The sequence below is a fragment of the Pandoraea thiooxydans genome, assembly GCF_001931675.1.
Classification (GTDB): Bacteria; Pseudomonadota; Gammaproteobacteria; order Burkholderiales; family Burkholderiaceae; genus Pandoraea; species Pandoraea thiooxydans.
In genome coordinates, this window is the sequence record NZ_CP014839.1 from 178,442 (window position 1) to 199,143 (window position 20,702).

Below are 20,702 nucleotides of genomic sequence, written 5' to 3' on the forward strand. Positions count from 1 at the left end.
CGCATTTGCGGGGTTATTTCATCTGGCCTACAATGATCCGTTCCGGATAGTTCTTTTCGGGTTCCCCTCAGAGCACAAAGGAAAACACTATGGAACATCAGCTTCCCCCCCTGCCATATGCGCTCGACGCGCTGCAACCGCATATCTCCAAGGAAACCATGGAGTACCACTATGGCAAGCATCATCAAGCCTATGTGACGAATCTGAACAATCTGGTCAAAGGCACCGAGTTCGAAAGACTGGGCCTCGAAGACATCATCAAGAAAGCGTCGGGCGGCGTTTTCAATAACGCGGCACAGATCTGGAATCACACTTTCTTCTGGAACAGCCTGTCGCCCAAGGGCGGCGGTCAGCCGACCGGTGCGCTGGCCGACGCCATCAGCAAGAAATGGGGTTCGGTCGACGCGTTCAAGGAAGCATTCAGCAAGTCGGCGGCCGGCAATTTCGGTTCGGGCTGGACGTGGCTGGTCAAGAAAGCCGATGGTTCGGTAGAAATCGTCAATACGAGCAATGCCGCCACGCCGTTGACCACGGCCGACAAGCCGCTGCTGACCATCGACGTGTGGGAGCATGCTTACTACATCGACTACCGCAACGCCCGTCCGAAATTCGTTGAAGCGTTCTGGAATCTCGTGAACTGGGATTTTGCTGCGAAGAATTTCGCCTGAGCTGCCTGAAGCTCCCGAAAAAACCTCGCCTCGCGGCGAGGTTTTTTTATGGTGCTCCCCCCGCGACGTTCAACGGGGCTGCGGCAAGCCGGAGATGCGCATGCCGGGCTTGATTCCCTTCTCGCTGAACCAGCCTTGGTTCATTTCAAGTGCGAACCTTACCGCCTGAGTCGGGCAATGGTTGTTTTCGGTCTGTGGCGCCATCCGCTCGATGTTGACAATCGTGCCGTCATCGGCAAGAAATGCGATCGACAGCGGCAGGAAGGTGTTTTTCATCCAGAAGCAGTGACCGGCGGGTTGCTCGAAAATAAACAGCATGCCCTGATTGGCGGGTAGCTGTGTCCGGTACATAAGGCCTTGTTCCCGATCGGGTTCGTTGGCTGCGACCTCGGCCTTGATCAGATAAATGCCGGCAGTCAGCTCGGTGGTCGGGAATTGGCTTGCTGGCTTGATCTGCGCGGTCGCCGTCGACGAAAAGAAAGATAGGGCAGCCACAGAAAAACCACACAGCAGAGGGGAAATCTTGCGCAGGATGACGAGCACGGAAGCACTCCGCTAAGTTGAGGGAATTGGGTGGACTTATCGTCCCGGCTAAGCGTACTACTGATTAGTTTCGATTTGAAATGGGTGACCGGAAAATGTTTCTTCGCAGCAATAAAAAAAGCAGGTTGCCGGAGCAACCTGCCTGAGTCCGGCAAGACCGGAATTACTTGGCGGCCGGCTTCTTGGCCGCTTTCTTCTTGCTGTGGTGACGGACCACGTGGTGCTTCTTGGTGGCCTTGTGGGCTTTTTTGGCCACCGGTTTCTTCGCTGCAGGCGCCGGTTCAGCGGCAGGCGCGGCGGTAGCCGGTGCGGTAGCGGCAGCAGGCGCGGCGGTGGCCGGCGCGGTGGTTTGTGCGAAAACGCCGGTAGCGAACAGACCAGCAACCAAAGCAGCGATCAGCTTGTTCATGAGAATCCTCTTGAGCCGTGAGACGAGTTAATTAACTTTATGACCCGCATTGAGTCACCTCAATTAACGTGGCATCGATGATTCGGTTGACACCGGAAAAGGTGGGACGGTTTTTTCTTACCGGATGCGCTTTGTTTCAGTCGCGCGCGGCCCGGAGGGCGTCGCGAATAGTCGTAGTGTTTGCGGCGCTAACTCGCGCCAACTGCCCGGCGGCAATTGCATGTCGAACACGTTGAACGGTCCGATTGCAACACGTACCAGGCGCAGCGTAGGATGCCCTGCCGCCGCGGTCATGCGTCGGACCTGCCGGTTTTTTCCCTCGGTCAGCGTTATCTCCAGCCAACTGGTCGGAATCGCGGCCCGGTACCGTATCGGCGGGTTGCGTGGCCAGAGCATGGTCGGGGCCTCGATCGTGCGGGCCTGGCACGGCCGGGTGACGAAATCGCCCAAATCGACGCCTTGTTGCAGCGCCGAAATGGCCGTCTGGCTGGGTGTGCCCTCGACCTGCGCCCAATACGTCTTGGGCATTTTATGGTTCGGGTGGCTGATCGCGGCTTGCAGCCTGCCATCGTCGGTCAGGAGCAGCAGCCCTTCGCTATCGGCATCCAGGCGCCCGGCGGGATAGACGTTCGGCACGTCGACCCAGTCGGCAAGCGACGGGCGCGACGGATGGGGCGAAAATTGGCAGATCGTGCCAAACGGCTTGTTGAGAATGATCAAAGTCATGTGGGCATGGAAACTAGGGGCACGGCGAGCGCCAACGATATGGCAAAGCGTGAAATACTAATGCATAATACGAAACCTAGTCTTGTGTCTTATATAAGACTTGAGCAATCAGGTCCGTGCGCAAACCATCGTTAAATGGGGCGTGTTTGCCGGCGGCGCCGGTCTGGCCGCGCGTAGTCAACTGCAAGTTCAATGGAGTCGATCATGTATCAGCACATCAAAGTTCCGGCCGGGGAAAAAATCACGGTCAACAAGGATTTTTCCCTGAACGTTCCGGACAATCCCATCATTCCCTATATCGAGGGCGACGGTACCGGATTCGATATTACGCCGGTCATGATCAAGGTGGTCGACGCGGCCGTGCAGAAGGCTTATCAGGGCAAACGCAAGATCAGCTGGATGGAAATCTACGCGGGCGAAAAATCGACCAAGGTATACGGGCCGGATGTCTGGCTGCCGGAAGAGACCTTGCAAGTGCTCAAGGAGTACGTGGTGTCGATCAAGGGGCCGTTGACGACCCCCGTGGGCGGCGGCATTCGCTCGTTGAACGTGGCGCTGCGCCAGGAACTCGACCTCTACGTGTGCCTGCGGCCAGTGCGCTACTTCAAGGGTGTGCCCTCGCCGGTGCGCGCGCCGGAGAAGATCGAAATGGTGATTTTCCGTGAGAATTCGGAAGACATCTACGCCGGAATCGAGTGGGAAGCGGAATCCGAGCAGGCCAAAAAGGTCATCGCTTTTCTGCAAAACGAGATGGGGGTCAAGAAAATTCGCTTCCCATCCACCTCGGGTATCGGCATCAAGCCGGTTTCCAGAGAGGGTACCCAACGCCTGGTGCGCAAGGCGATCCAGTACGCGATCGACAATGATCGCCAGTCGGTCACGCTGGTGCACAAGGGCAACATCATGAAATACACCGAAGGTGGGTTCCGTGACTGGGGTTACGAGCTGGCGCAAAAGGAATTCGGTGCCGAATTGATCGACGGCGGGCCGTGGTGCAAACTCAAGAACCCGAAGACGGGCAAGGAAATCACCATCAAGGATTCGATTGCCGACGCGTTCCTGCAGCAGATTCTGTTGCGTCCGGCGGAATACGACGTGATCGCCACGCTCAATCTGAACGGCGATTACATCTCCGATGCGCTGGCCGCTCAAGTCGGCGGCATCGGGATCGCCCCCGGTGCGAATCTGTCGGACTCGGTGGCCATGTTTGAAGCCACGCACGGGACAGCCCCCAAGTATGCCGGCAAGGACTACGTGAATCCGGGCTCCGAGATTCTGTCGGCCGAGATGATGCTGCGCCACATGGGATGGTTCGAAGCGGCCGATATGATCATCGCGTCGATGGAAAAATCGATCCTGTCCAAGAAGGTGACCTACGACTTCGCCCGGCTGATGGAGGGGGCGACCCAGGTGTCGTGCTCCGGTTTCGGCCAGGTCATGATCGACAATATGTAAGTCACTGAGATTCCCGTCATGCGAAAAAGAGGCCGTTTTTGCCTCTTTTTCGCGTCGGCGGCAGGCAAATAAAAACCCGGCCGAAGCCGGGTTCCGCGATTGCAAGCAGCGATGCGGCGTTCAGGGCGCTGCCTGAATGTTCGACGCTTGCTTGCCTTTCGGGCCCTGCACCACTTCGAAAGAGACGCGCTGGCCTTCCTTCAAGGTTTTGAACCCGTTCATTTGGATCGCAGAAAAATGCGCAAAGAGGTCCTCGCCGCCTTCATCCGGGGTAATAAAACCGAACCCTTTGGCATCGTTGAACCATTTCACCGTACCGAGTGCCATACAAACTTCCCCTAATTCAGTTACTACTACTACACATCACCGCAACAACGAGCGCATCCGAAAAGCCGAACGACAGCAGCCGTTCTCTCCTCACAGGCTCACCAAGGCACCTTTTCTATTGAGCTATCGAACAACTGCAGAGTGTGGAAAAGCGCCATAATGATTGTTTGCGGTAATGCGCGACAGTGTCAAGGGGTTTTTGGCGGTTTAGACCCCTTCATTTATTAGGTTTTTCCCGGATATCGGCCGCCCCTAAATGAAAGGGCCGCACGCTCTTGAATTTTGGGTTAAGCTGCTTACATAGAGTGCAGCCACCCCTGGGCTGGCGGTTTTTGGCGTTGTCGGGCGGGTCGGAGCGACGGGAAGCGGCGCGTGGCGAGGCGGCACGGCTGCGCGGCTCGAGTTGTTTAGAATCGACGTATGGCAACCTTACCGACGACCCACGGCGACACCGTCACAGAAAGACAGGAGCAGCAGCTCAAGCCACCACCGATGTTCAAGGTGGTGTTGTTGAATGACGACTTCACTCCTATGGAGTTTGTCGTTTTCGTGATCCAGGAACATTTCAACAAGGATCGCGAGACCGCGACACAGATCATGCTCAAGGTGCATCGAGAGGGTCGCGGAGTTTGTGGGGTCTATACGCGCGATGTCGCTGCGACCAAGGTAGAGCAAGTTGTTAGCCACGCTAGGCAGTCCGGGCATCCGCTGCAGTGCGTGATGGAGGAAGCATGATTGCCCAGGAATTGGAAGTCAGCCTGCATATGGCGTTTATGGAAGCGCGCCAGGCGCGGCATGAGTTCATCACCGTCGAGCATCTGCTGCTGGCGCTGTTGGACAACCCCACGGCTGCTGAGGTGCTGCGCTCGTGCGCGGCCAATCTGGACGACTTGCGACAGAATCTGCGCAATTTCATCGCCGACAACACCCCGACGGTGCCCGGCAGCGATGAAGTCGACACACAACCCACGCTGGGTTTTCAGCGCGTGATTCAACGCGCGATCATGCATGTGCAGTCCACTTCCAACGGCAAGAAGGAAGTGACTGGAGCCAACGTGCTGGTCGCGATTTTCGGCGAGAAGGATTCTCACGCCGTCTATTACCTCCAACAGCAGGGCGTCACCCGACTCGACGTCGTCAACTACATTTCGCACGGTATTACCAAGACTGGGGCGAGCAGCGGCGAGTCTGCCAAGGCCGGCGAGGGTGGTGCCGAAGGCGAGGAAGGCGCGGCGGCCAAGGAAAGCCCGCTGGCCCAATATACGCAAAACCTTAACCAGTTGGCCCGCGAAGGGCGTATCGATCCGCTCATCGGCCGCGAATCCGAGGTCGAGCGCGTGGTGCAGGTGCTGTGCCGGCGACGCAAGAACAACCCGCTGCTGGTGGGTGAGGCGGGCGTGGGCAAAACGGCGATTGCCGAAGGCCTGGCCTGGCGCGTGACGCGCGCCGAGGTGCCGGAAATTCTGGCGGACGCCAACGTCTATTCGCTCGACATGGGGGCGCTGCTGGCCGGCACCAAATACCGCGGCGACTTCGAGCAGCGTCTCAAGGCGGTCCTCAAGGAACTTAAGGAACGCACCAACGCGATCCTGTTCATCGACGAAATCCATACGCTGATCGGCGCGGGCGCCGCTTCCGGCGGTACGCTCGACGCGTCGAACCTGCTCAAGCCGGCGCTTTCGTCAGGCCAACTCAAGTGCATCGGCGCGACGACTTTTGCCGAGTATCGTGGCATCTTCGAGAAAGACGCGGCACTGTCGCGGCGATTCCAGAAAATCGACGTGGTCGAGCCGACCGTCGAGCAGACCGTGCAGATTCTGCGCGGCCTCAAGTCGCGCTTCGAGGAACATCACGGCATCAAGTATTCGGCCAGCGCGCTGAGTGCGGCCGCGGAATTGTCGGCCCGCTTCATCACCGACCGGCATCTGCCCGACAAGGCGATCGACGTGATCGACGAGGCTGGCGCGGCGCAGCGCATTCTGCCCAAGTCCAAGCAGAAAAAGACCATTGGCAAGGGTGAGATCGAGGAGATCATCTCGAAAATCGCCCGCATTCCGGCGCAGAGCGTGTCGGCGGACGACCGCGGCAAATTGCAGACGCTGGATCGCGACCTCAAGAGCGTCGTGTTTGGCCAGGATCCGGCGATCGACGCATTGGCGGCTTCCATCAAGATGGCGCGCGCCGGGTTGGGCAAGATGGACAAGCCGATCGGGGCTTTCCTGTTCTCCGGCCCGACCGGGGTCGGCAAGACCGAGGTCGCGCGGCAACTGGCTTTCACGCTCGGCATCGAATTGATCAGATTCGACATGTCCGAATACATGGAGCGCCATGCGGTGAGCCGCCTGATCGGCGCGCCGCCGGGCTATGTCGGCTTCGACCAGGGAGGGCTGCTGACCGAGGCGATCACCAAAAAGCCGCATTGCGTATTGCTGTTCGACGAAATCGAAAAGGCGCATCCGGACATTTTCAACGTCCTGCTGCAGGTCATGGACCACGGCACGCTGACCGACAACAACGGCCGCAAGGCGGACTTCCGCAACGTCATCATCATCATGACGACCAATGCCGGCGCCGAGTTGATGAACCGTTCGACCATCGGCTTTACGACACAGCGTGAAGCAGGCGACGAAATGGCCGACATCAAGCGGATGTTCACACCTGAATTCCGCAATCGGCTCGATGCCATCATCAGCTTCAAGGCGCTCGACGAGCAGATTATCCTGCGCGTGGTCGACAAGTTCCTCATGCAACTGGAAGATCAGCTTCACGAGAAGAAGGTCGAAGTCGTGTTCACCGACGCGCTCAGGAAATACCTGGCGCGCAAGGGGTTCGATCCACTGATGGGCGCCCGGCCGATGCAGCGCCTGATTCAGGACACGATTCGTCGTGCGCTGGCAGACGAGCTCCTGTTTGGCAAGCTGACCAGCGGCGGGCGCGTCACGGTGGATCTCGACGGGCAGGATCAAGTGCAACTGACTTTCCCGGCCAGTGGTTCAGCGCGCGCTGAACCGGAAATCGCCGAAGCGGAATAGAACGGCCCCTGCCCGAAGAACGCCGCAATTGCACGTCGCAATTGCGGTTTTTTTTCGCCCTTGCGATTGGTTTCAGTGCTGACCGGTACTGCCGAATCCGCCCGCGCCACGTTCGCTATCGGCGAACTCTTCGACCAGATTGAATTCGACCTGCACTACCGGCACCACCACCAGTTGGGCAAGGCGCTCGAACGGATTGAGCGTGAAAGTCGATACCCCGCGATTCCAGGTCGATATCATCAGTTGGCCTTGATAATCCGAGTCGATGAGCCCCACCAGATTGCCGAGCACGATGCCATGTTTGTGGCCAAGCCCTGAACGCGGCAGGATGAGCGCTGCATAACCGGGGTCATCGAGGTGAATCGCCAGGCCGGTCGGAACCAGCACCGTCTGGCCCGGTTCGAGCGTCATCGGCGCCTCGATGCACGCGCGCAGGTCAAGACCGGCACTGCCGGGTGTCGCGTAATGCGGTAATTGGTCCTTGATGCGCGGGTCGAGAATTTTGACGTCGAGTTTCATGGTGAAAAGATTTCAGGAAAGCGGGTTGAGTTGGAATGCTTCGGCCAGCAATTCGCATGAGCGCAATCGGGCCTTGTAGCTGCCGGCGACGGTCAGTACGATAATTTCGTCGGCGTCGAACTGCGACCGTAACGCCTCGATCCGCTCGCGCACGCGCTCCGGCGTGCCGACGATGCTGCGCGATCGCTCGCGCTCGATGAGCATCCGATCGTGCTCGCTGTAGCGTTGTTCGCGAGCCTGTTCGAGGCTGGGAATCGGGGCATTCAGGCCATAAGCCATTTGCAGTCGCCTGAGATCGACCGCCGCCTCCAGTTCGGCCGCTTCGGCGTCGGTGTCGGCGCAAATTACGAACAACGCCAGCGCGCAGTATGGTGTGGCTTCATGCCCGGCGCGAAAGCGTTCGCGGTACGCGGCACTCACGCGCTCACCATATTGCGCATTGATGAAATGAGCGAACGCATAGCGGATGCCGAGTTGCGCGGCCAGCAAGCCGCCGAATTCACTCGACCCCAGCATCCATAATTCCGGGCGCGTTGCTACGGCCGGTTGCAGCAGCACGCCAGCCATGCGGTGATCCTCGGGCAGCGTTGCGCCCAGCAGCGCGCATAAATCCGCCACCTGCTGCGGGAACCGCTCGGCAGCATTGTATTGACCATCGGCCACCGCTTGGGCGGTGCGCATGTCTCCGCCCGGGGCGCGCCCTACGCCGAGATCGATGCGTCCCGGAAATAAAGCCTCGAGCATCATGAATTGCTCGGCGACCTTGAATGGACTGTAATAAGGCAGCATCACTCCGCCCGAGCCGACGCGCAGACGTCGTGTGGCGCTGGCCAGGCGCGCGATCATTACCTCAGGCGCAGGGTTGGCCACGCCGCGCAGACCGTGATGCTCGGCACACCAATAACGCGTATAACCCAGCGCATCGGCGGCCTGTGCCAGATCGACGGTGGCGGCAATGGCGTCGGCCACGCTATGGCCGGCGATTACCGGCGTCTGATCGAGAATGGAGAGCTTGAGCGGGGGGCGGGTCATGTGAGCGTTGACGTTGAAAATGGCGCGGCATGGCCGGGCGACAGACGCGGCACCGCGAGCGCCGATCATACCATCGCTGCTGGTTTGCCTTCAGGCGTTGGCCTGCTCGGCCGATCGGTTGGCGCGGGCCAGCCGGCTGGTCAGGATCGCCCCGCCGATCGCGCCGAGCGCACCGAACAGGAAGATCGCCGCGTAGCCGAAGGCGCCGACCACCAGCCCGGCCAATGGACCGATCAAACCCAACCCGAGATCGAAAAACCCGGAATAGGCAGCGAGTGCTGCGCCGCGGTTCTGGCTGGGCACATGTTTGATCGCCTCGACCCCCAGCGAAGGGAAAACCAGCGAGAAGCCGACCCCCGTGAGCGCCGCGCCGGCCAGGGCCATCAGTGACGAGGTTGCGGTCCAGAGCAGGGTCTGGCCGACTGCTTCGATGAGCAGAGACAGCACGGCGACGCGGATGCCCCCGAAACGCTCGACCGAGTGGCCCAGCAAGACGCGCACGCCGATGAACGTGACGCTGTAGGCGGTCAGCGCGTAAGCCGCACCGTCCCAATGGCGGCTGGCATAGAACAACATGATGAATGCGGCAATCACCGCATAGCCGATGCTGCCGAGCGTCATCGCCAGGCCGGGGCGCCAGACGCGACCCACGACCTTATGGAACGGCAGGCGCTTGCCGTTTGTGATGGCTGCGGCCGGCAGTCGCCATGGGAGCAGGCCCGCAACCAGCGGCAAGGCGATCACCACATAAGCGACGGCGGTAAAGCCCCATTGTTGCAGTAGTGTCGCGCCGGCTGGCGCGCCAAGTGCAATCGCCGTGTACATCGAGACGCCTTGCCAGGAAATCGCCTTGTTGGCGTGGGCGGGGCCCAGTAGCCCAATGCCCCACGACATGCCGCCAGTCAGGATCAGGCTTTCGGCGAAGCCCAGTGTGGCGCGGCCGGCCAACAGAACGCCCAGGGCGGTGCCGGGGTGAACTTCGGCGAACGCGGCGGAGATCCGATACAGCACACCCGCGGTGGCGCAGCCGCATAACCCCGTCAGTACCGCCCGCTTGGCGCCGCGCGTGTCGACGGTGTGACCGGCAAACGAGCGCAAGGACAGCGTGACCACCGACTGGATACCGACCGCGATGCCCACCATCAGGGAGCCATAGCCGAGGGTCTTGTTGACGTATACGGGGATCACCGGCAATGGCATGCCGATCGTCATGAAGCCGAAGAAGATAATGGCCGCCAGCGACGCGAGCGTACCGAACACGCTGATGCCGGGCGTTTGTGCTGTCGGGGCGGTCATGCTTGGCGAGGCGCGGCGTCGAGGCGTTGAGCGATTTCTCTGATCAAGGTGTTGGCCAGCATTTGCTTGTCGGCGCGCGGCAGCCGGGTGTGGCCATGCGCGTCGAACAGGATGACTTCGTTGTCGTCGCGCCCGAAGGTGGCAGGCCCCAGATTGCCGATCAATAGTGGCACGCCCTTCTTGCGGCGCTTTTGCTCGCCGTGCGCCTCCAGATTGTCGCTCTCGGCGGCGAATCCCACACAGAACGGAGCCTGCGGTCGCTGCGCGACGGCGGCGAGAATGTCGGGGTTTTGCACGAAATCCAGATGCGGCACGTCGTGCCCGTCCTGTTTCTTGATCTTGCTGACATGCACTTGGGCGACGCGCCAGTCGGCTACCGCGGCCACCGCGATGAACAGATCCGCGCCGGCCGCACTGGCCAGTGCCGCCTCGTACATTTGCTGAGCTGTCTGCACATCGCTGCGCAACACGCCATAGGGTGTCGGCAACGCGGTGGGGCCAGCGATCAGGTGCACGGAGGCGCCCGCCGCGGCCGCCGCGCGAGCCATTGCAAAGCCCATTTTGCCGCTCGAAAGATTGGTCAGCCCCCGCACCGGATCGATCGGCTCGAAGGTCGGCCCGGCGGTAATGGTGACATGCCTGCCGGCCAGCAACTTCGGTTGAAAAAACGCGATGATGGCCTCGAGCAGTGCTTCCGGCTCGAGCATCCGGCCGTCGCCGATTTCTCCGCAAGCCTGGTCGCCGCTGTCCGGGCCCAGCAGTGTGATGCCGTCGGCGCGCAACTGGGCAACGTTGCGCTGGGTCGCCGGGTTGGCCCACATTTGGCGATTCATCGCGGGAGCCGCGACGAGAGGGCAATCGCGTGCCACGCAGAGCGTCGAAAGCAGGTCGTCGCATTGGCCGTGCGCCAACTTGGCCAGAAAATCGGTCGATGCCGGCGCGATCACGATCAAGTCGGCTTCGCGCGACAGGTCGATATGCGGCATGTTGTTGGCGATGCGTGCGTCCCACTGGCTCGTGAATACCGGGCGTCCCGATAGCGCCTGCATGGTGACCGGCGTGATGAACTGGGTCGCGGCCTCGGTCATGGCCACTTGCACCGTGGCCCCGGCTTTGATGAGCAGCCGCGTGAGCTCGGCAACCTTGTAGCAGGCGATGCCGCCGGTCAGACCAAGCAGGATGGTTTTGTCGGCGAGTTCCATACGTGTCCTTTGTCGACCGGCGGCTCGGCGTCGATCCGAGCACCGCTGGTGCCGGCCCGACGCATTTGCCGTATCGTTATTTGCCGCGTTTGACGCGGCGCAATTCATCCAGTATCAGCAGTATCGCACCGCATGTGATGGCCGTGTCGGCGGCATTGAACGCCGGCCAGTGCCAATTGTTGAGATGGAAGTCGAGGAAGTCGGTGACGTGCCCGTAGATAACCCGATCGATCACATTGCCGAGCGCTCCGCCAAGAATCAGCGACAGGGCGGTGCAAAAGAGCTTTTGCCCGCTGTGCCGCTTGAGCAGCCAAAGGATCACGACCGCGGCGATGATGCCCAGCGCCGTAAAGAACCAGCGCTGCCATCCGTCGGCCGACGATAGAAAGCTGAATGCCGCGCCTCGGTTGTAGACCAGCACCAGGTTGAAGAACGACGTGATGCGGTGAAATTCACCATAGGCGAAGGTCTTGAGGATAATCAGCTTGGTGATCTGATCGAGCAGGATGACGATGACCGCTACCCCCATCCATGGCGCCAGGCCGCTGCCGGCGCTGGCCGAACGTCGAGCCATTTGTTTGCTTGCCATTACGCCGCTCTCCTGGTTTCGCCTGCGCCGAAAAGATTTGAAACGCAGCGCCCGCAAAGCGTCGGGTGAGTCGCATCGTGACCCACGTCGGCCCGGTAGTGCCAGCAGCGCTCGCATTTCTTGTGGGCCGACGGCACGACCTGGACGCCCTCCTGCTCGGCGTTTTCGACTTGTGTCACGCGTGCGGCCGAGGTGATCAACACAAAACGCAGATCGTCGCCGAGGCTGGCGAGAATCTCGTATTTGCGGCCGCTCACCCGGATGTCGACTTCCGCCTGCAGCGAGGAGCCGATCTGCTCGGCCACGCGGGCCTCCTCGAGCGCTTTGGTGACGTCTGCGCGCACCGTGCGCAGAAGGTGCCATTTCTCGAGCAGCTCGCTGCCGTCGCCAATTTTCGGGTAGGCGTAATACGTTTGCGTGAAAATGGTCTCCTCGCCCGGGGCGAACACCTGCCAGGCTTCCTCCGCCGTGAACGACAGGAACGGCGCCATCACTCTGAGCAGCCCCTGGGTGATGTGATACAGCGCGTTCTGTGCGGCCCGGCGGGCCGGTGCGTTCGGCGCGCTGGTGTAGAGGCGGTCTTTGAGAATATCGAGATAGAAACCACCCAGGTCTTCCGAGCAAAACGTCTGCAGCTTGGCCACCACCGGATGGAATTCGTATTTGTCGTAGTGGGCCAGCAGTTCGGTTTGCAGGGCGTTGGCCAGCGCCACCGAGTAGCGGTCGATTTCCAGCCACTGCTCTGGCGGCAGCGCATGCTCGGCGTGGTTGTAATCAGCCAGATTGGCGAGCAGGAAGCGCAGCGTGTTGCGGATCCGGCGGTAGCTTTCGACCACGCGCTTGAGAATTTCGTCGGAGATCGACAGCTCGCCCGAGTAGTCGGTCGAGGCGACCCACAACCGGATGATCTCGGCGCCCAGCTTGTTGGCGACTTCCTGAGGCGCGATCACGTTGCCGACCGATTTCGACATCTTGCGGCCCTGACCGTCGACCGTAAAGCCGTGCGTGAGCAACGCCTTGTAGGGCGGCTGACCATCGAGCATCGAGGCTGTCAGCAGCGACGAGTGAAACCAGCCGCGGTGCTGATCGGACCCTTCCAGGTAGAGATCGGCCGGGAAGCGCAACTGATCGGCGTGCGAGCCGCGCAGCACGTGCCAGTGCGTGGTGCCCGAATCGAACCAGACGTCGAGCGTGTCCTTGTTTTTGACGTATTGCCCGGCCTCGTCACCCAGTAGGTCGCGCGGTTCGAGTTTTTGCCAGGCTTCGATCCCTTCTTTCTCGACGCGCTGGGCGATTTGCTCGAGCAATTCGAGCGTGCGAGGGTGCAGTTCGCCAGTTTCCTTGTGGACGAAAAATGCCATCGGCACGCCCCATTGGCGTTGCCGCGAGAGCGTCCAGTCGGGGCGGTGGGCGATCATGTTGTGCAGGCGTTGCTTGCCCCAGGCGGGGAAGAATTGGGTCGCCTCGATGCCGGCCAGCGCCGTCTCGCGCAACGTGCGGCCATGGCTCGGCGCTTGCGGCGCCGGCGGGGTGTCCATGCCGGCAAACCACTGGTTGGTCGCGCGGTAAATGATCGGCGTCTTATGGCGCCAGCAATGCATGTAGCTATGGGTGTACTTGACCACATGCAGCAGCGTGCCGGCATTTTTCAGCGCCTCGACGATGTGCGGATTCGCATCCCAGATCGATTGTCCGCCGAACAGGGGCAGCGATTGCGCGTAGGTGCCGTCGCCCAGCACCGGATTGATGATGTCGTCGTCTCGCATGCCGTGGGCTTTGCACGACAGAAAATCCTCCACGCCGTAGGCGGGCGACGAGTGAACTACGCCCGTGCCGGTGTCCAGCGTGACGTATTCGCCCAGATAGACGGGCGAGAGCCGGGCATAGCCCGGGTCGGCGGCCGTCAGCGGATGACGGAAGCGGATGCCGGCCAACGCCTGGCCCTTGCAGGTCGCCAGCACGGTGCCGTCGAGGCCATATTCCTTCAGGCACGCCTCGACGCGCTCGGCGGCCAGGATCAGCAACCCGCGCGCGGTATCGACCAGGGCGTAATCGATCTCGGGATGCAGGTTGAGCGCCTGGTTGGCGGGAATCGTCCAGGGAGTGGTGGTCCAGATGACGATGTAGCCGTCGGGGCGGGGCAACTGATCCAGGCCGAATGCCTTGGCCAGTGCCTCGGGTTCGGCGAACGGAAAACCGACGTCGATGGCCAGGTCGGTTTTGTCCTGATATTCAACCTCGGCCTCGGCCAGTGCCGAGCCGCAGTCGAAGCACCAGTTCACGGGCTTCAGGCCGCGATACACGTAGCCGTATTCGATGATCTTGCCGAGCGCGCGAATTTCATTCGCCTCGTTGGTGAAATTCATCGTCTTGTACGGGTTCTGCCAATCTCCCAGGATGCCCAGCCGAATGAAGTCGGCCTTCTGGCGCTCGATCTGGGTGCCGGCATAGGCGCGCGCCTTTTCCAAAACTTCCTGCACGGGCAGGTGTTTGCCGAACTGCTTTTCGATCTGGATTTCGATCGGCATGCCATGACAGTCCCAGCCTGGCACGTATACGGCATCGAAGCCCGCCATATTGCGGGCCTTGACGATCATGTCCTTGAGAATCTTGTTGACCGCGTGGCCGATATGGATGTCGCCGTTGGCGTATGGCGGGCCGTCGTGCAGGATGAATTTGGGACGCCCGGCGCTGGCGGCGCGAATTTTTTCGTAGAGCTTCTTTTCCTGCCATTGCTTGACCCACTGCGGCTCGCGCTTGGGCAGGTCGCCACGCATCGGAAAGGGCGTCTCCAGCAGATTGACGGGGTATTTATCGGCGGATTTCTTGTCACTCATGGTATCGGGTGCGGGTAAGTCACTGGTGACTCGGATGAAATGGAACAACGAACGCGTGGGCACGCCGTGCCCGGAGCACGCCACCGCGGGCGCGCTCCTCAACTAATTCGATCGGTTGCCGAGGTGGCAAAATCACGCTGGCCGGTCGCGGTAGTGGCCGCATACGGCCGTCCCTGCGCAAAGAAGGCTCGGGCCTGCGCCGTGTCCTCGGCGATGGCGGCCTGCAGCGCGTCGAGACCGTCGTATTTCTGCTCGTCGCGCAATTTGCGCAGGAACTCGACGCGCACCAGCTTGCCGTAGGCGTCGCCGACGAAATCGAGCAGATGGGTCTCCAGCAAATATCGCCCAGAGTCGTCGACGGTCGGACGCAGCCCGAGGCTGGCAACGCCGGGCAGCGGGGTGCTCGCCAGGCCATGCACCTGGACGATGAAAATGCCGGTCAGGGCCGGATGCCGATGCGCGATACGCAGGTTGAGCGTCGGAAAACCGAGGTCGCGGCCCAGTTTCATGCCGTGCACGACGTGTCCGGAAATCATGAATGGCCGGCCGAGCAGAGTGTGGGCGCGCTCGAAGTCGCCCTCGGCCAGCGCGGCGCGCACTTCGGAGCTGGAAATGCGAATGCCGTCATGCGCGATCGTCGACAGTTGCTCGACCTCGAAGCCATAGCGTTTGCCGGCTTCCTGCAGGTAGGCGAAATCGCCCGCGCGTTTGGCGCCGAAGCGAAAATCGTCGCCCACCAGCAGCCAGCGCGTATGCAGGCCGTCGACGATGATATTGCGCACGAACTGCTCCGGGGATTGGCCGGCGAAGTGAGCATTGAAGTGCTCGACGACCAGCCGGTCGACACCCTGCGCGTCCAGTGCTTCGAGTTTGTCGCGCAAATTGGAAATGCGGGCTGGCGCGTGCTGCGGAGCGAAATACTCGCGCGGGTGCGGCTCGAAGGTCATCACGCAGGTCGACAGGCCACGCGCGGCGCCGGCCGCGCGCATGCGCGCGAGCAATGCCTGGTGCCCGAGGTGAACGCCATCGAAGTTGCCGATGGTCAGTACACAGGGCGCCTTGCTTTCAGCGTTTGGGAGACCCCGAAAAACTCGCACGATATGAAAAACAAAAGGAAAATGTCGATTGGTGCAGCGCCAGACGCCGCAAAACATTGAATTATAAACGTTTCGGGGCAGGTTCGGCGCGAGCTTTTGGCGCGGCGCCCCGTGCCGGTGATAAAATTCCGCGATGAAAAATATTGTGATTTTGATTTCCGGGCGCGGCAGCAACATGGAAGCCATCGTGCGCGCCTGCGCGGCCGAGCAGTGGCCGGCCCGCATTGCCGCGGTGATCTCCAACCGCGCTGACGCGCCGGGCCTGGCATTCGCGCAAGCCCATGGCATTGCCACGGCTGTGGTCGAAAGCCGCGGTTTTGGCGAGCGCGAGCACTTCGATGCCGCGCTGGCCGCAGCGATCGACGGATTCACTCCGGATCTCGTTGTGCTTGCCGGCTTCATGCGCATTCTCACGCCGGGCTTCGTGGCGCGCTATGCCGGGCGATTGCTCAATATTCACCCCTCGCTGTTGCCCAGCTTCCCGGGACTCCACACTCACGAGCGCGCGCTCGAAGCCGGCATCAAGGTGCATGGCGCCAGTGTCCACTTCGTTACCGCCGAGCTCGATCATGGCCCGATCGTGATCCAGGCCGCGGTTCCGGTAAAGCCGGGGGATACCGCCGACGATCTCGCGGCGCGCATACTGCGCTGCGAACATGTGATTTATCCTCGCGCGGTACGCTGGTTCGTGGAGGGGCGCTTGCGCGTCGCCCAGGGGCGAGTCGACCTTGCGCCGAGACAGGGCGATGTCGAGACGCAGTGCTTGATGGGTGGCGACGCATGAGAAAGACCCGCCAATCGCGAGCACCCGTCCGGGACGCGCGCGGCGCCACGCAAGGCGTGCTGGCGCACACTCAGGCGCTACTTGCGCAAATCCTTAAATTCACCGCGCCGGCAGATTCGGTGGTGAGCGCCTACTTTCGCTCCGAGCCCAAACTAGGCCATCGCGAGCGGGGCGCTATTGCCGAGTCGGTGTTCGCCGTACTGCGGCGCAAATCCGAGTTCTCGCACGACGCCGAAAGCGGTCAGGGGCCGATCGAGCGGCGCCTGGCGCTGCTGGGCTTGTGGGCGACGCAGGGCGAACACGCTTGTGCGGCGTATGCCTCGGCCGACGAGCAGCAGTGGCTCACGCACGTGGCTAGTATCGATCCGAGCAGTCTGGCGCCGCGGGTTCGCGCGAATCTGCCCGAGTGGATCTATGCGCGTTTGGTGCAAAAATTTGGCGAAGACGAGGCCCAGCAGTTGGCGGTTGCGCTGAATCGCCCCGCCCCGCTGGACTGCCGGGTCAATATACTGAAGATGGATCGCGACGCCGCCCTGGCGGCGCTGGCCGACAGTCATATCGACGCCGCGCCCACGCACTACGCTGCGCATGGCATCCGGTTGGCCGGCAAACCGGCGTTGCAGCGTCTGCCGTTGTTCGAGGCGGGCGCGCTCGAGGTGCAGGATGAAGGCAGCCAGTTGCTGTGTCAGCTGGTGGCGCCGCGCCGGGGCGAGATGATTGTCGATTTTTGCGCCGGCGCGGGCGGCAAGACGCTGGCGTTGGGGGCAATGATGCGCTCGAGCGGCCGGCTTTATGCGTTCGATGTGTCCGACAAGCGGCTCGCCAAGCTCAAGCCGCGCCTGGCGCGCAGTGGCCTGAGCAATGTGCATCCGGTGCTGATCGATAGCGAGAATGACGCGAAAATCAAGCGCCTGGCGGGCAAGATCGATCGCGTGCTGGTCGATGCGCCCTGCAGCGGTCTGGGGACCTTGCGGCGCAATCCCGACTTGAAGTGGCGGCAGTCGCCGCAGGCAGTCGAGGAGTTGACTGTCAAGCAGGCATCGATTCTGGCCAGTGCGGCGCGCCTGGTCAAACCTGGCGGCCGTTTGGTCTATGCGACCTGCAGTCTGCTGGAGGCGGAAAATCGCGAGATCGCCGAGGCTTTTGTCGCGGCGCATGACGACTTCGTCCCGCTGGACGCCGCTGAAATCCTGCAAAGTCAGAAAATCCCCGAGGCAGCGTCGCTGACGAACGGACCCTACCTGGAATTGTTGCCGCATCGGCATGCGACAGACGGTTTTTTCGCGGCGGTTTTCGAACGAAAGAAGTAGCCGCCAACGCACAAGCGACTGGCGAAGACATCCTCAAGAGGGCGTCATGGCGGGAAAGAGCAGGGCGTTTGCCCAAATGTTGCGGGATCTGATTCACGACTTCGGCGATCCAGGCATTGTCTGGCAGATTGCCGCGCTGGCTGGCGCATTGTTGGTGAGTTTCGGTGTGGCGCGTTGGCTTTCGGCCCGACTTCAGCGGCATTACGCCAGTGTGCCGCCGGCGCGCCGGGCGGGCGCGTCGAGCTTGCTGCGATCGATGTTCCCGCTGGTAGGGTGGGCGGTGGTCGGTCTGGTGCGGCTGGGGCTGTCCGACAGAATCCACACTTCGTTGCTTGCGGTTGCGCAGGTGCCGTTGCTCGGCATCGGCGTCATCTATCTGGCGTTCTACCTGTTGCGGCGCCTGTTTTCCCAATCGGCCCAAGCCAGCGGCATGCTGCACCTGATCGAGCGTTTCGTGGTCGTGTTTGCCTGGGGCGGCATGATCGTCTACGTGTTGGGGGTGCAGGGGGATCTGTTCCGTTGGCTCAGCGACATTCGGCTTGCGGTCGGCCGCAATTCGCTGTCGCTGTTGACGCTGATCACCGGCGCCTTGTGGGTGTGCGGCACGGTGTTGCTGGCCCTGTGGGCCAGCGCAGTGCTCGAGGACCGCATCATGCGCGCCAGGGCGGTCGACGCCAATCTGAAGGTGGTGTTGTCGCGCCTGGCCAAGGCGCTGCTGCTGGTGGTCGCGCTTCTGGTGTCGCTCTCGCTGGTCGGGATCGATATCACCGTGTTGGGCGTGTTTGGCGGCGCGTTGGGCGTGGGGCTTGGTTTCGGGCTGCAAAAAATTGCCAGCAACTACGTGTCGGGATTCATTATTTTGCTTGATCGGTCGCTGCGGATCGGCGATCTGGTGACCATCAACAGTTACCACGGCACCGTGTCGCAAATCCGCACGCGCTACACGGTCGTGCGCGGGCTGGACGGCGTCGAAGTGATCGTTCCCAACGAGAAGCTCATCTCCGATGTCGTACAGAACCACTCGTTCACGGAAACCCGCGGATTGGCCAAGGTGGCCGTGCAAATTGCTTATTCGGCCGACGTCGAGCAGGCAATGCAGCTGATGCTCGCCGCCGTCCAGGATGTCGACCGGGTTTTGTCAGATCCGGCGCCGTGGGCGGCCCTGTCGGGCTTTGGAGCGGATGGCATGAATCTGGAGATGGGGTTTTGGGTGCGGGATCCCGCCTTGGGTACGCTGGGCATCCGATCCAAGGTTAATCTGAAGATTTGGCAGAGTTTTCGCGAAAACGGTATAGAAATTCCCTATGCTCAACGCGAAATTCGCATCCTCAATGATTGGCCGGCGACGCCTCCCGCCTCCGCCGGCGCCCGCGTCGAGCGGGATCCCCGTCAAAATTCAGGCGATGGGGCTTGAAAACGACAAGCGAACCCCCTTTTGATGTAGAGCAAATTCGTGCCGCTTATACTACAGACTTGTGACATTGCATAGGGTAAAATGTGCCGTTAAGCACAATGGGCTTCCCGGAAGAGCGCGAGTGGCAAAGCTGATTCGCTGGTCGTTGCGTCCGGCAGCACCGGATACCGTGCTTTATCTTGGAGTCTCATATCTTGTTGGATAGTTTGCTTGGATTCATTTCGCATGGCCTGCTCCACTGGCACTGGTGGCAGATCGTGCTGTACACGCTGGTGGTCACGCACATCACGATCGCCGGCGTGACGATTTATCTGCATCGCTGCCAAGCGCATCGGGCGCTGGACGTGCATCCCGCGGTAGCGCATTTCTTTCGTTTCTGGCTGTGGATGACCACCGGCATGGTGACCAGCGAGTGGGCCGCCGTCCATCGCAAGCACCACGCTAAATGCGAAACCGAAGAGGATCCGCATAGCCCGCAAACGCGTGGCCTGAGCACGGTGCTGTGGCAAGGCGCCGAGCTGTACCGTGTCGAAGCCGCCAATGCGGAAACCCTGAACAAATACAGCCACGGTACGCCGGACGATTGGCTCGAGAACAATCTTTACAAGCGTTACACGATTCTCGGCATCAGTGTGATGATGATCATCAATCTTGCGCTGTTCGGGGCGATCGGATTGACGATCTGGGCGGTCCAGATGGTTTGGATTCCGTTCTGGGCCGCTGGCGTGGTGAATGGCCTGGGCCATTTCTGGGGCTATCGCAATTTCGACTGCGCCGATGCCTCGACCAATTTGCTGCCTTGGGGCATCCTGATCGGCGGTGAGGAACTGCACAATAACCATCATACCTTCGCCACATCGGCCAAGCTGTCGAATAAGTGGTACGAATTCGATATCGGCTGGATGTATATCTGCATGTTGTCGGCTGTTGGTCTGGCCAAGGTAAAGAAGGTGGCCCCGACACCGAAGCTCGGCAGCAGCAAGGCGCTGTGCGACCAGGACACGCTGCAGGCGGTGCTGTCTAACCGGTACGAAGTGATGGCACGCTACGCGAAAGCGCTCAAGCGCGCTTACCGTGACGAATTGAGTCGCCTGAAGGAAAAGCATCAGCACGGCGAATATCAATTGTTCCGCAAGGCGGGCAAATGGTTTCATCAGGACGAATCCAAGCTGCAGGAGCCGCAAAAGCAGCAACTCACAGAGATTTTCGCGCACAGCAGCGCGCTCAAGACCTACTACGACATGCGCAGCGAGTTGGCCGAAATCTGGAGCCGCTCGAACGCTTCGCGTGAACAATTGCTGGCGCAGTTGCAAAACTGGTGTCAGCGGGCGGAGCAAAGCGGGATTCAAGCGCTGCGAGAGTTTGCGCTGCGCCTGCGGCGCTACGCCTGAGTCGGGCCATTGGCCGGCCGGGTCGAGCGTCATCTGCCGGTTTTTGGTTTTTGACGCATAATCAAAACCCC

The 20,702-nt window shown here is 61.1% G+C and carries 19 protein-coding genes; 8 read left to right on the forward strand and 11 right to left on the reverse strand.

What is annotated here, in order from left to right; genetic code table 11:
• Nucleotides 1–89 precede the first annotated feature (89 nt).
• A complete protein-coding gene (gene sodB / locus PATSB16_RS00855; protein WP_047216003.1) occupies nucleotides 90–668 on the forward strand; it encodes a superoxide dismutase [Fe] in 579 nt (192 codons plus the stop codon).
• 69 nt (nucleotides 669–737) lie between these two features.
• On the opposite strand, the gene PATSB16_RS00860 is transcribed toward sodB, so the two are convergent.
• From PATSB16_RS00860 to PATSB16_RS00870, 3 genes are all read right to left on the reverse strand, one after another.
• Nucleotides 738–1,202, reverse strand: coding sequence for a DUF192 domain-containing protein (locus PATSB16_RS00860; protein WP_047216824.1), 465 nt, complete (start codon nucleotides 1,200–1,202; stop codon nucleotides 738–740).
• A gap of 172 nt (nucleotides 1,203–1,374) precedes the next feature.
• Nucleotides 1,375–1,620, reverse strand: coding sequence for a hypothetical protein (locus PATSB16_RS00865; protein ID WP_047216004.1), 246 nt, complete (start codon nucleotides 1,618–1,620; stop codon nucleotides 1,375–1,377).
• Nucleotides 1,621–1,737: 117 nt separating this feature from the next.
• Nucleotides 1,738–2,346: a pseudouridine synthase gene (locus tag PATSB16_RS00870; RefSeq protein ID WP_047216005.1), complete on the reverse strand. Its 609-nt coding sequence runs from the start codon at nucleotides 2,344–2,346 to the stop codon at nucleotides 1,738–1,740.
• A gap of 201 nt (nucleotides 2,347–2,547) precedes the next feature.
• Here PATSB16_RS00870 and icd point away from each other — a divergent pair, with 201 nt between their 5' ends.
• Entirely contained in the window at nucleotides 2,548–3,801 is a 1,254-nt protein-coding gene (gene icd / locus PATSB16_RS00875; RefSeq protein ID WP_206093680.1) for an NADP-dependent isocitrate dehydrogenase, read from the forward strand.
• Between the two features lie 120 nt (nucleotides 3,802–3,921).
• Here icd and PATSB16_RS00880 read toward each other — a convergent pair whose 3' ends face one another.
• Nucleotides 3,922–4,128 (reverse strand): cold-shock protein, encoded by a 207-nt coding sequence (locus PATSB16_RS00880; protein WP_047216006.1) that lies wholly within the window; start codon nucleotides 4,126–4,128, stop codon nucleotides 3,922–3,924.
• A 420-nt stretch (nucleotides 4,129–4,548) separates the two neighbouring features.
• Here PATSB16_RS00880 and clpS point away from each other — a divergent pair, with 420 nt between their 5' ends.
• Complete coding sequence (clpS, locus tag PATSB16_RS00885) at nucleotides 4,549–4,863, forward strand: ATP-dependent Clp protease adapter ClpS (protein WP_047216007.1); 315 nt, start codon at nucleotides 4,549–4,551, stop codon at nucleotides 4,861–4,863.
• A complete protein-coding gene (gene clpA, locus PATSB16_RS00890) occupies nucleotides 4,860–7,160 on the forward strand; it encodes an ATP-dependent Clp protease ATP-binding subunit ClpA (RefSeq protein WP_047216008.1) in 2,301 nt (766 codons plus the stop codon). The genes clpS and clpA overlap by 4 nt, the downstream gene beginning before the upstream one ends.
• 72 nt (nucleotides 7,161–7,232) lie before the next feature.
• On the opposite strand, the gene dut is transcribed toward clpA, so the two are convergent.
• The 7 genes from dut to PATSB16_RS00925 form a co-directional block, all read right to left on the reverse strand.
• Nucleotides 7,233–7,679 (reverse strand): dUTP diphosphatase, encoded by a 447-nt coding sequence (gene dut / locus PATSB16_RS00895; protein ID WP_047216009.1) that lies wholly within the window; start codon nucleotides 7,677–7,679, stop codon nucleotides 7,233–7,235.
• A 12-nt stretch (nucleotides 7,680–7,691) separates the two neighbouring features.
• Nucleotides 7,692–8,711: an LLM class flavin-dependent oxidoreductase gene (locus PATSB16_RS00900; protein ID WP_047216826.1), complete on the reverse strand. Its 1,020-nt coding sequence runs from the start codon at nucleotides 8,709–8,711 to the stop codon at nucleotides 7,692–7,694.
• Between the two features lie 90 nt (nucleotides 8,712–8,801).
• Nucleotides 8,802–10,007 (reverse strand): MFS transporter, encoded by a 1,206-nt coding sequence (locus tag PATSB16_RS00905; RefSeq protein ID WP_047216011.1) that lies wholly within the window; start codon nucleotides 10,005–10,007, stop codon nucleotides 8,802–8,804.
• Nucleotides 10,004–11,209, reverse strand: a complete 1,206-nt coding sequence (coaBC, locus tag PATSB16_RS00910) for a bifunctional phosphopantothenoylcysteine decarboxylase/phosphopantothenate--cysteine ligase CoaBC (protein WP_047216012.1) — start codon at nucleotides 11,207–11,209, stop codon at nucleotides 10,004–10,006. The genes PATSB16_RS00905 and coaBC overlap by 4 nt, the downstream gene beginning before the upstream one ends.
• 76 nt (nucleotides 11,210–11,285) lie before the next feature.
• On the reverse strand, nucleotides 11,286–11,798 hold the full coding sequence (gene lspA, locus PATSB16_RS00915; RefSeq protein WP_418303879.1) for a signal peptidase II: 513 nt from the start codon (nucleotides 11,796–11,798) through the stop codon (nucleotides 11,286–11,288).
• Nucleotides 11,798–14,635, reverse strand: a complete 2,838-nt coding sequence (ileS, locus tag PATSB16_RS00920; protein WP_047216013.1) for an isoleucine--tRNA ligase — start codon at nucleotides 14,633–14,635, stop codon at nucleotides 11,798–11,800. The genes lspA and ileS overlap by 1 nt, the downstream gene beginning before the upstream one ends.
• 98 nt (nucleotides 14,636–14,733) lie before the next feature.
• Entirely contained in the window at nucleotides 14,734–15,732 is a 999-nt protein-coding gene (locus PATSB16_RS00925) for a bifunctional riboflavin kinase/FAD synthetase (RefSeq protein WP_047216828.1), read from the reverse strand.
• Nucleotides 15,733–15,865: 133 nt separating this feature from the next.
• Between PATSB16_RS00925 and purN the strand changes: the two genes are divergently transcribed.
• The 4 genes from purN (at nucleotide 15,866) to PATSB16_RS00945 (ending at nucleotide 20,631) form a co-directional block, all read left to right on the forward strand.
• Nucleotides 15,866–16,516 carry a phosphoribosylglycinamide formyltransferase gene (purN, locus tag PATSB16_RS00930; protein WP_047216014.1) on the forward strand — a complete coding sequence of 217 codons (651 nt, stop codon included), beginning with the start codon at nucleotides 15,866–15,868 and terminating at the stop codon, nucleotides 16,514–16,516.
• Complete coding sequence (locus tag PATSB16_RS00935) at nucleotides 16,513–17,826, forward strand: RsmB/NOP family class I SAM-dependent RNA methyltransferase (RefSeq protein WP_047216015.1); 1,314 nt, start codon at nucleotides 16,513–16,515, stop codon at nucleotides 17,824–17,826. The genes purN and PATSB16_RS00935 overlap by 4 nt, the downstream gene beginning before the upstream one ends.
• A gap of 46 nt (nucleotides 17,827–17,872) precedes the next feature.
• Nucleotides 17,873–19,240 carry a mechanosensitive ion channel family protein gene (locus PATSB16_RS00940; protein ID WP_047216016.1) on the forward strand — a complete coding sequence of 456 codons (1,368 nt, stop codon included), beginning with the start codon at nucleotides 17,873–17,875 and terminating at the stop codon, nucleotides 19,238–19,240.
• A gap of 194 nt (nucleotides 19,241–19,434) precedes the next feature.
• Complete coding sequence (locus tag PATSB16_RS00945; RefSeq protein WP_047216018.1) at nucleotides 19,435–20,631, forward strand: DesA family fatty acid desaturase; 1,197 nt, start codon at nucleotides 19,435–19,437, stop codon at nucleotides 20,629–20,631.
• The last annotated feature ends 71 nt before the right edge of the window (nucleotides 20,632–20,702 follow it).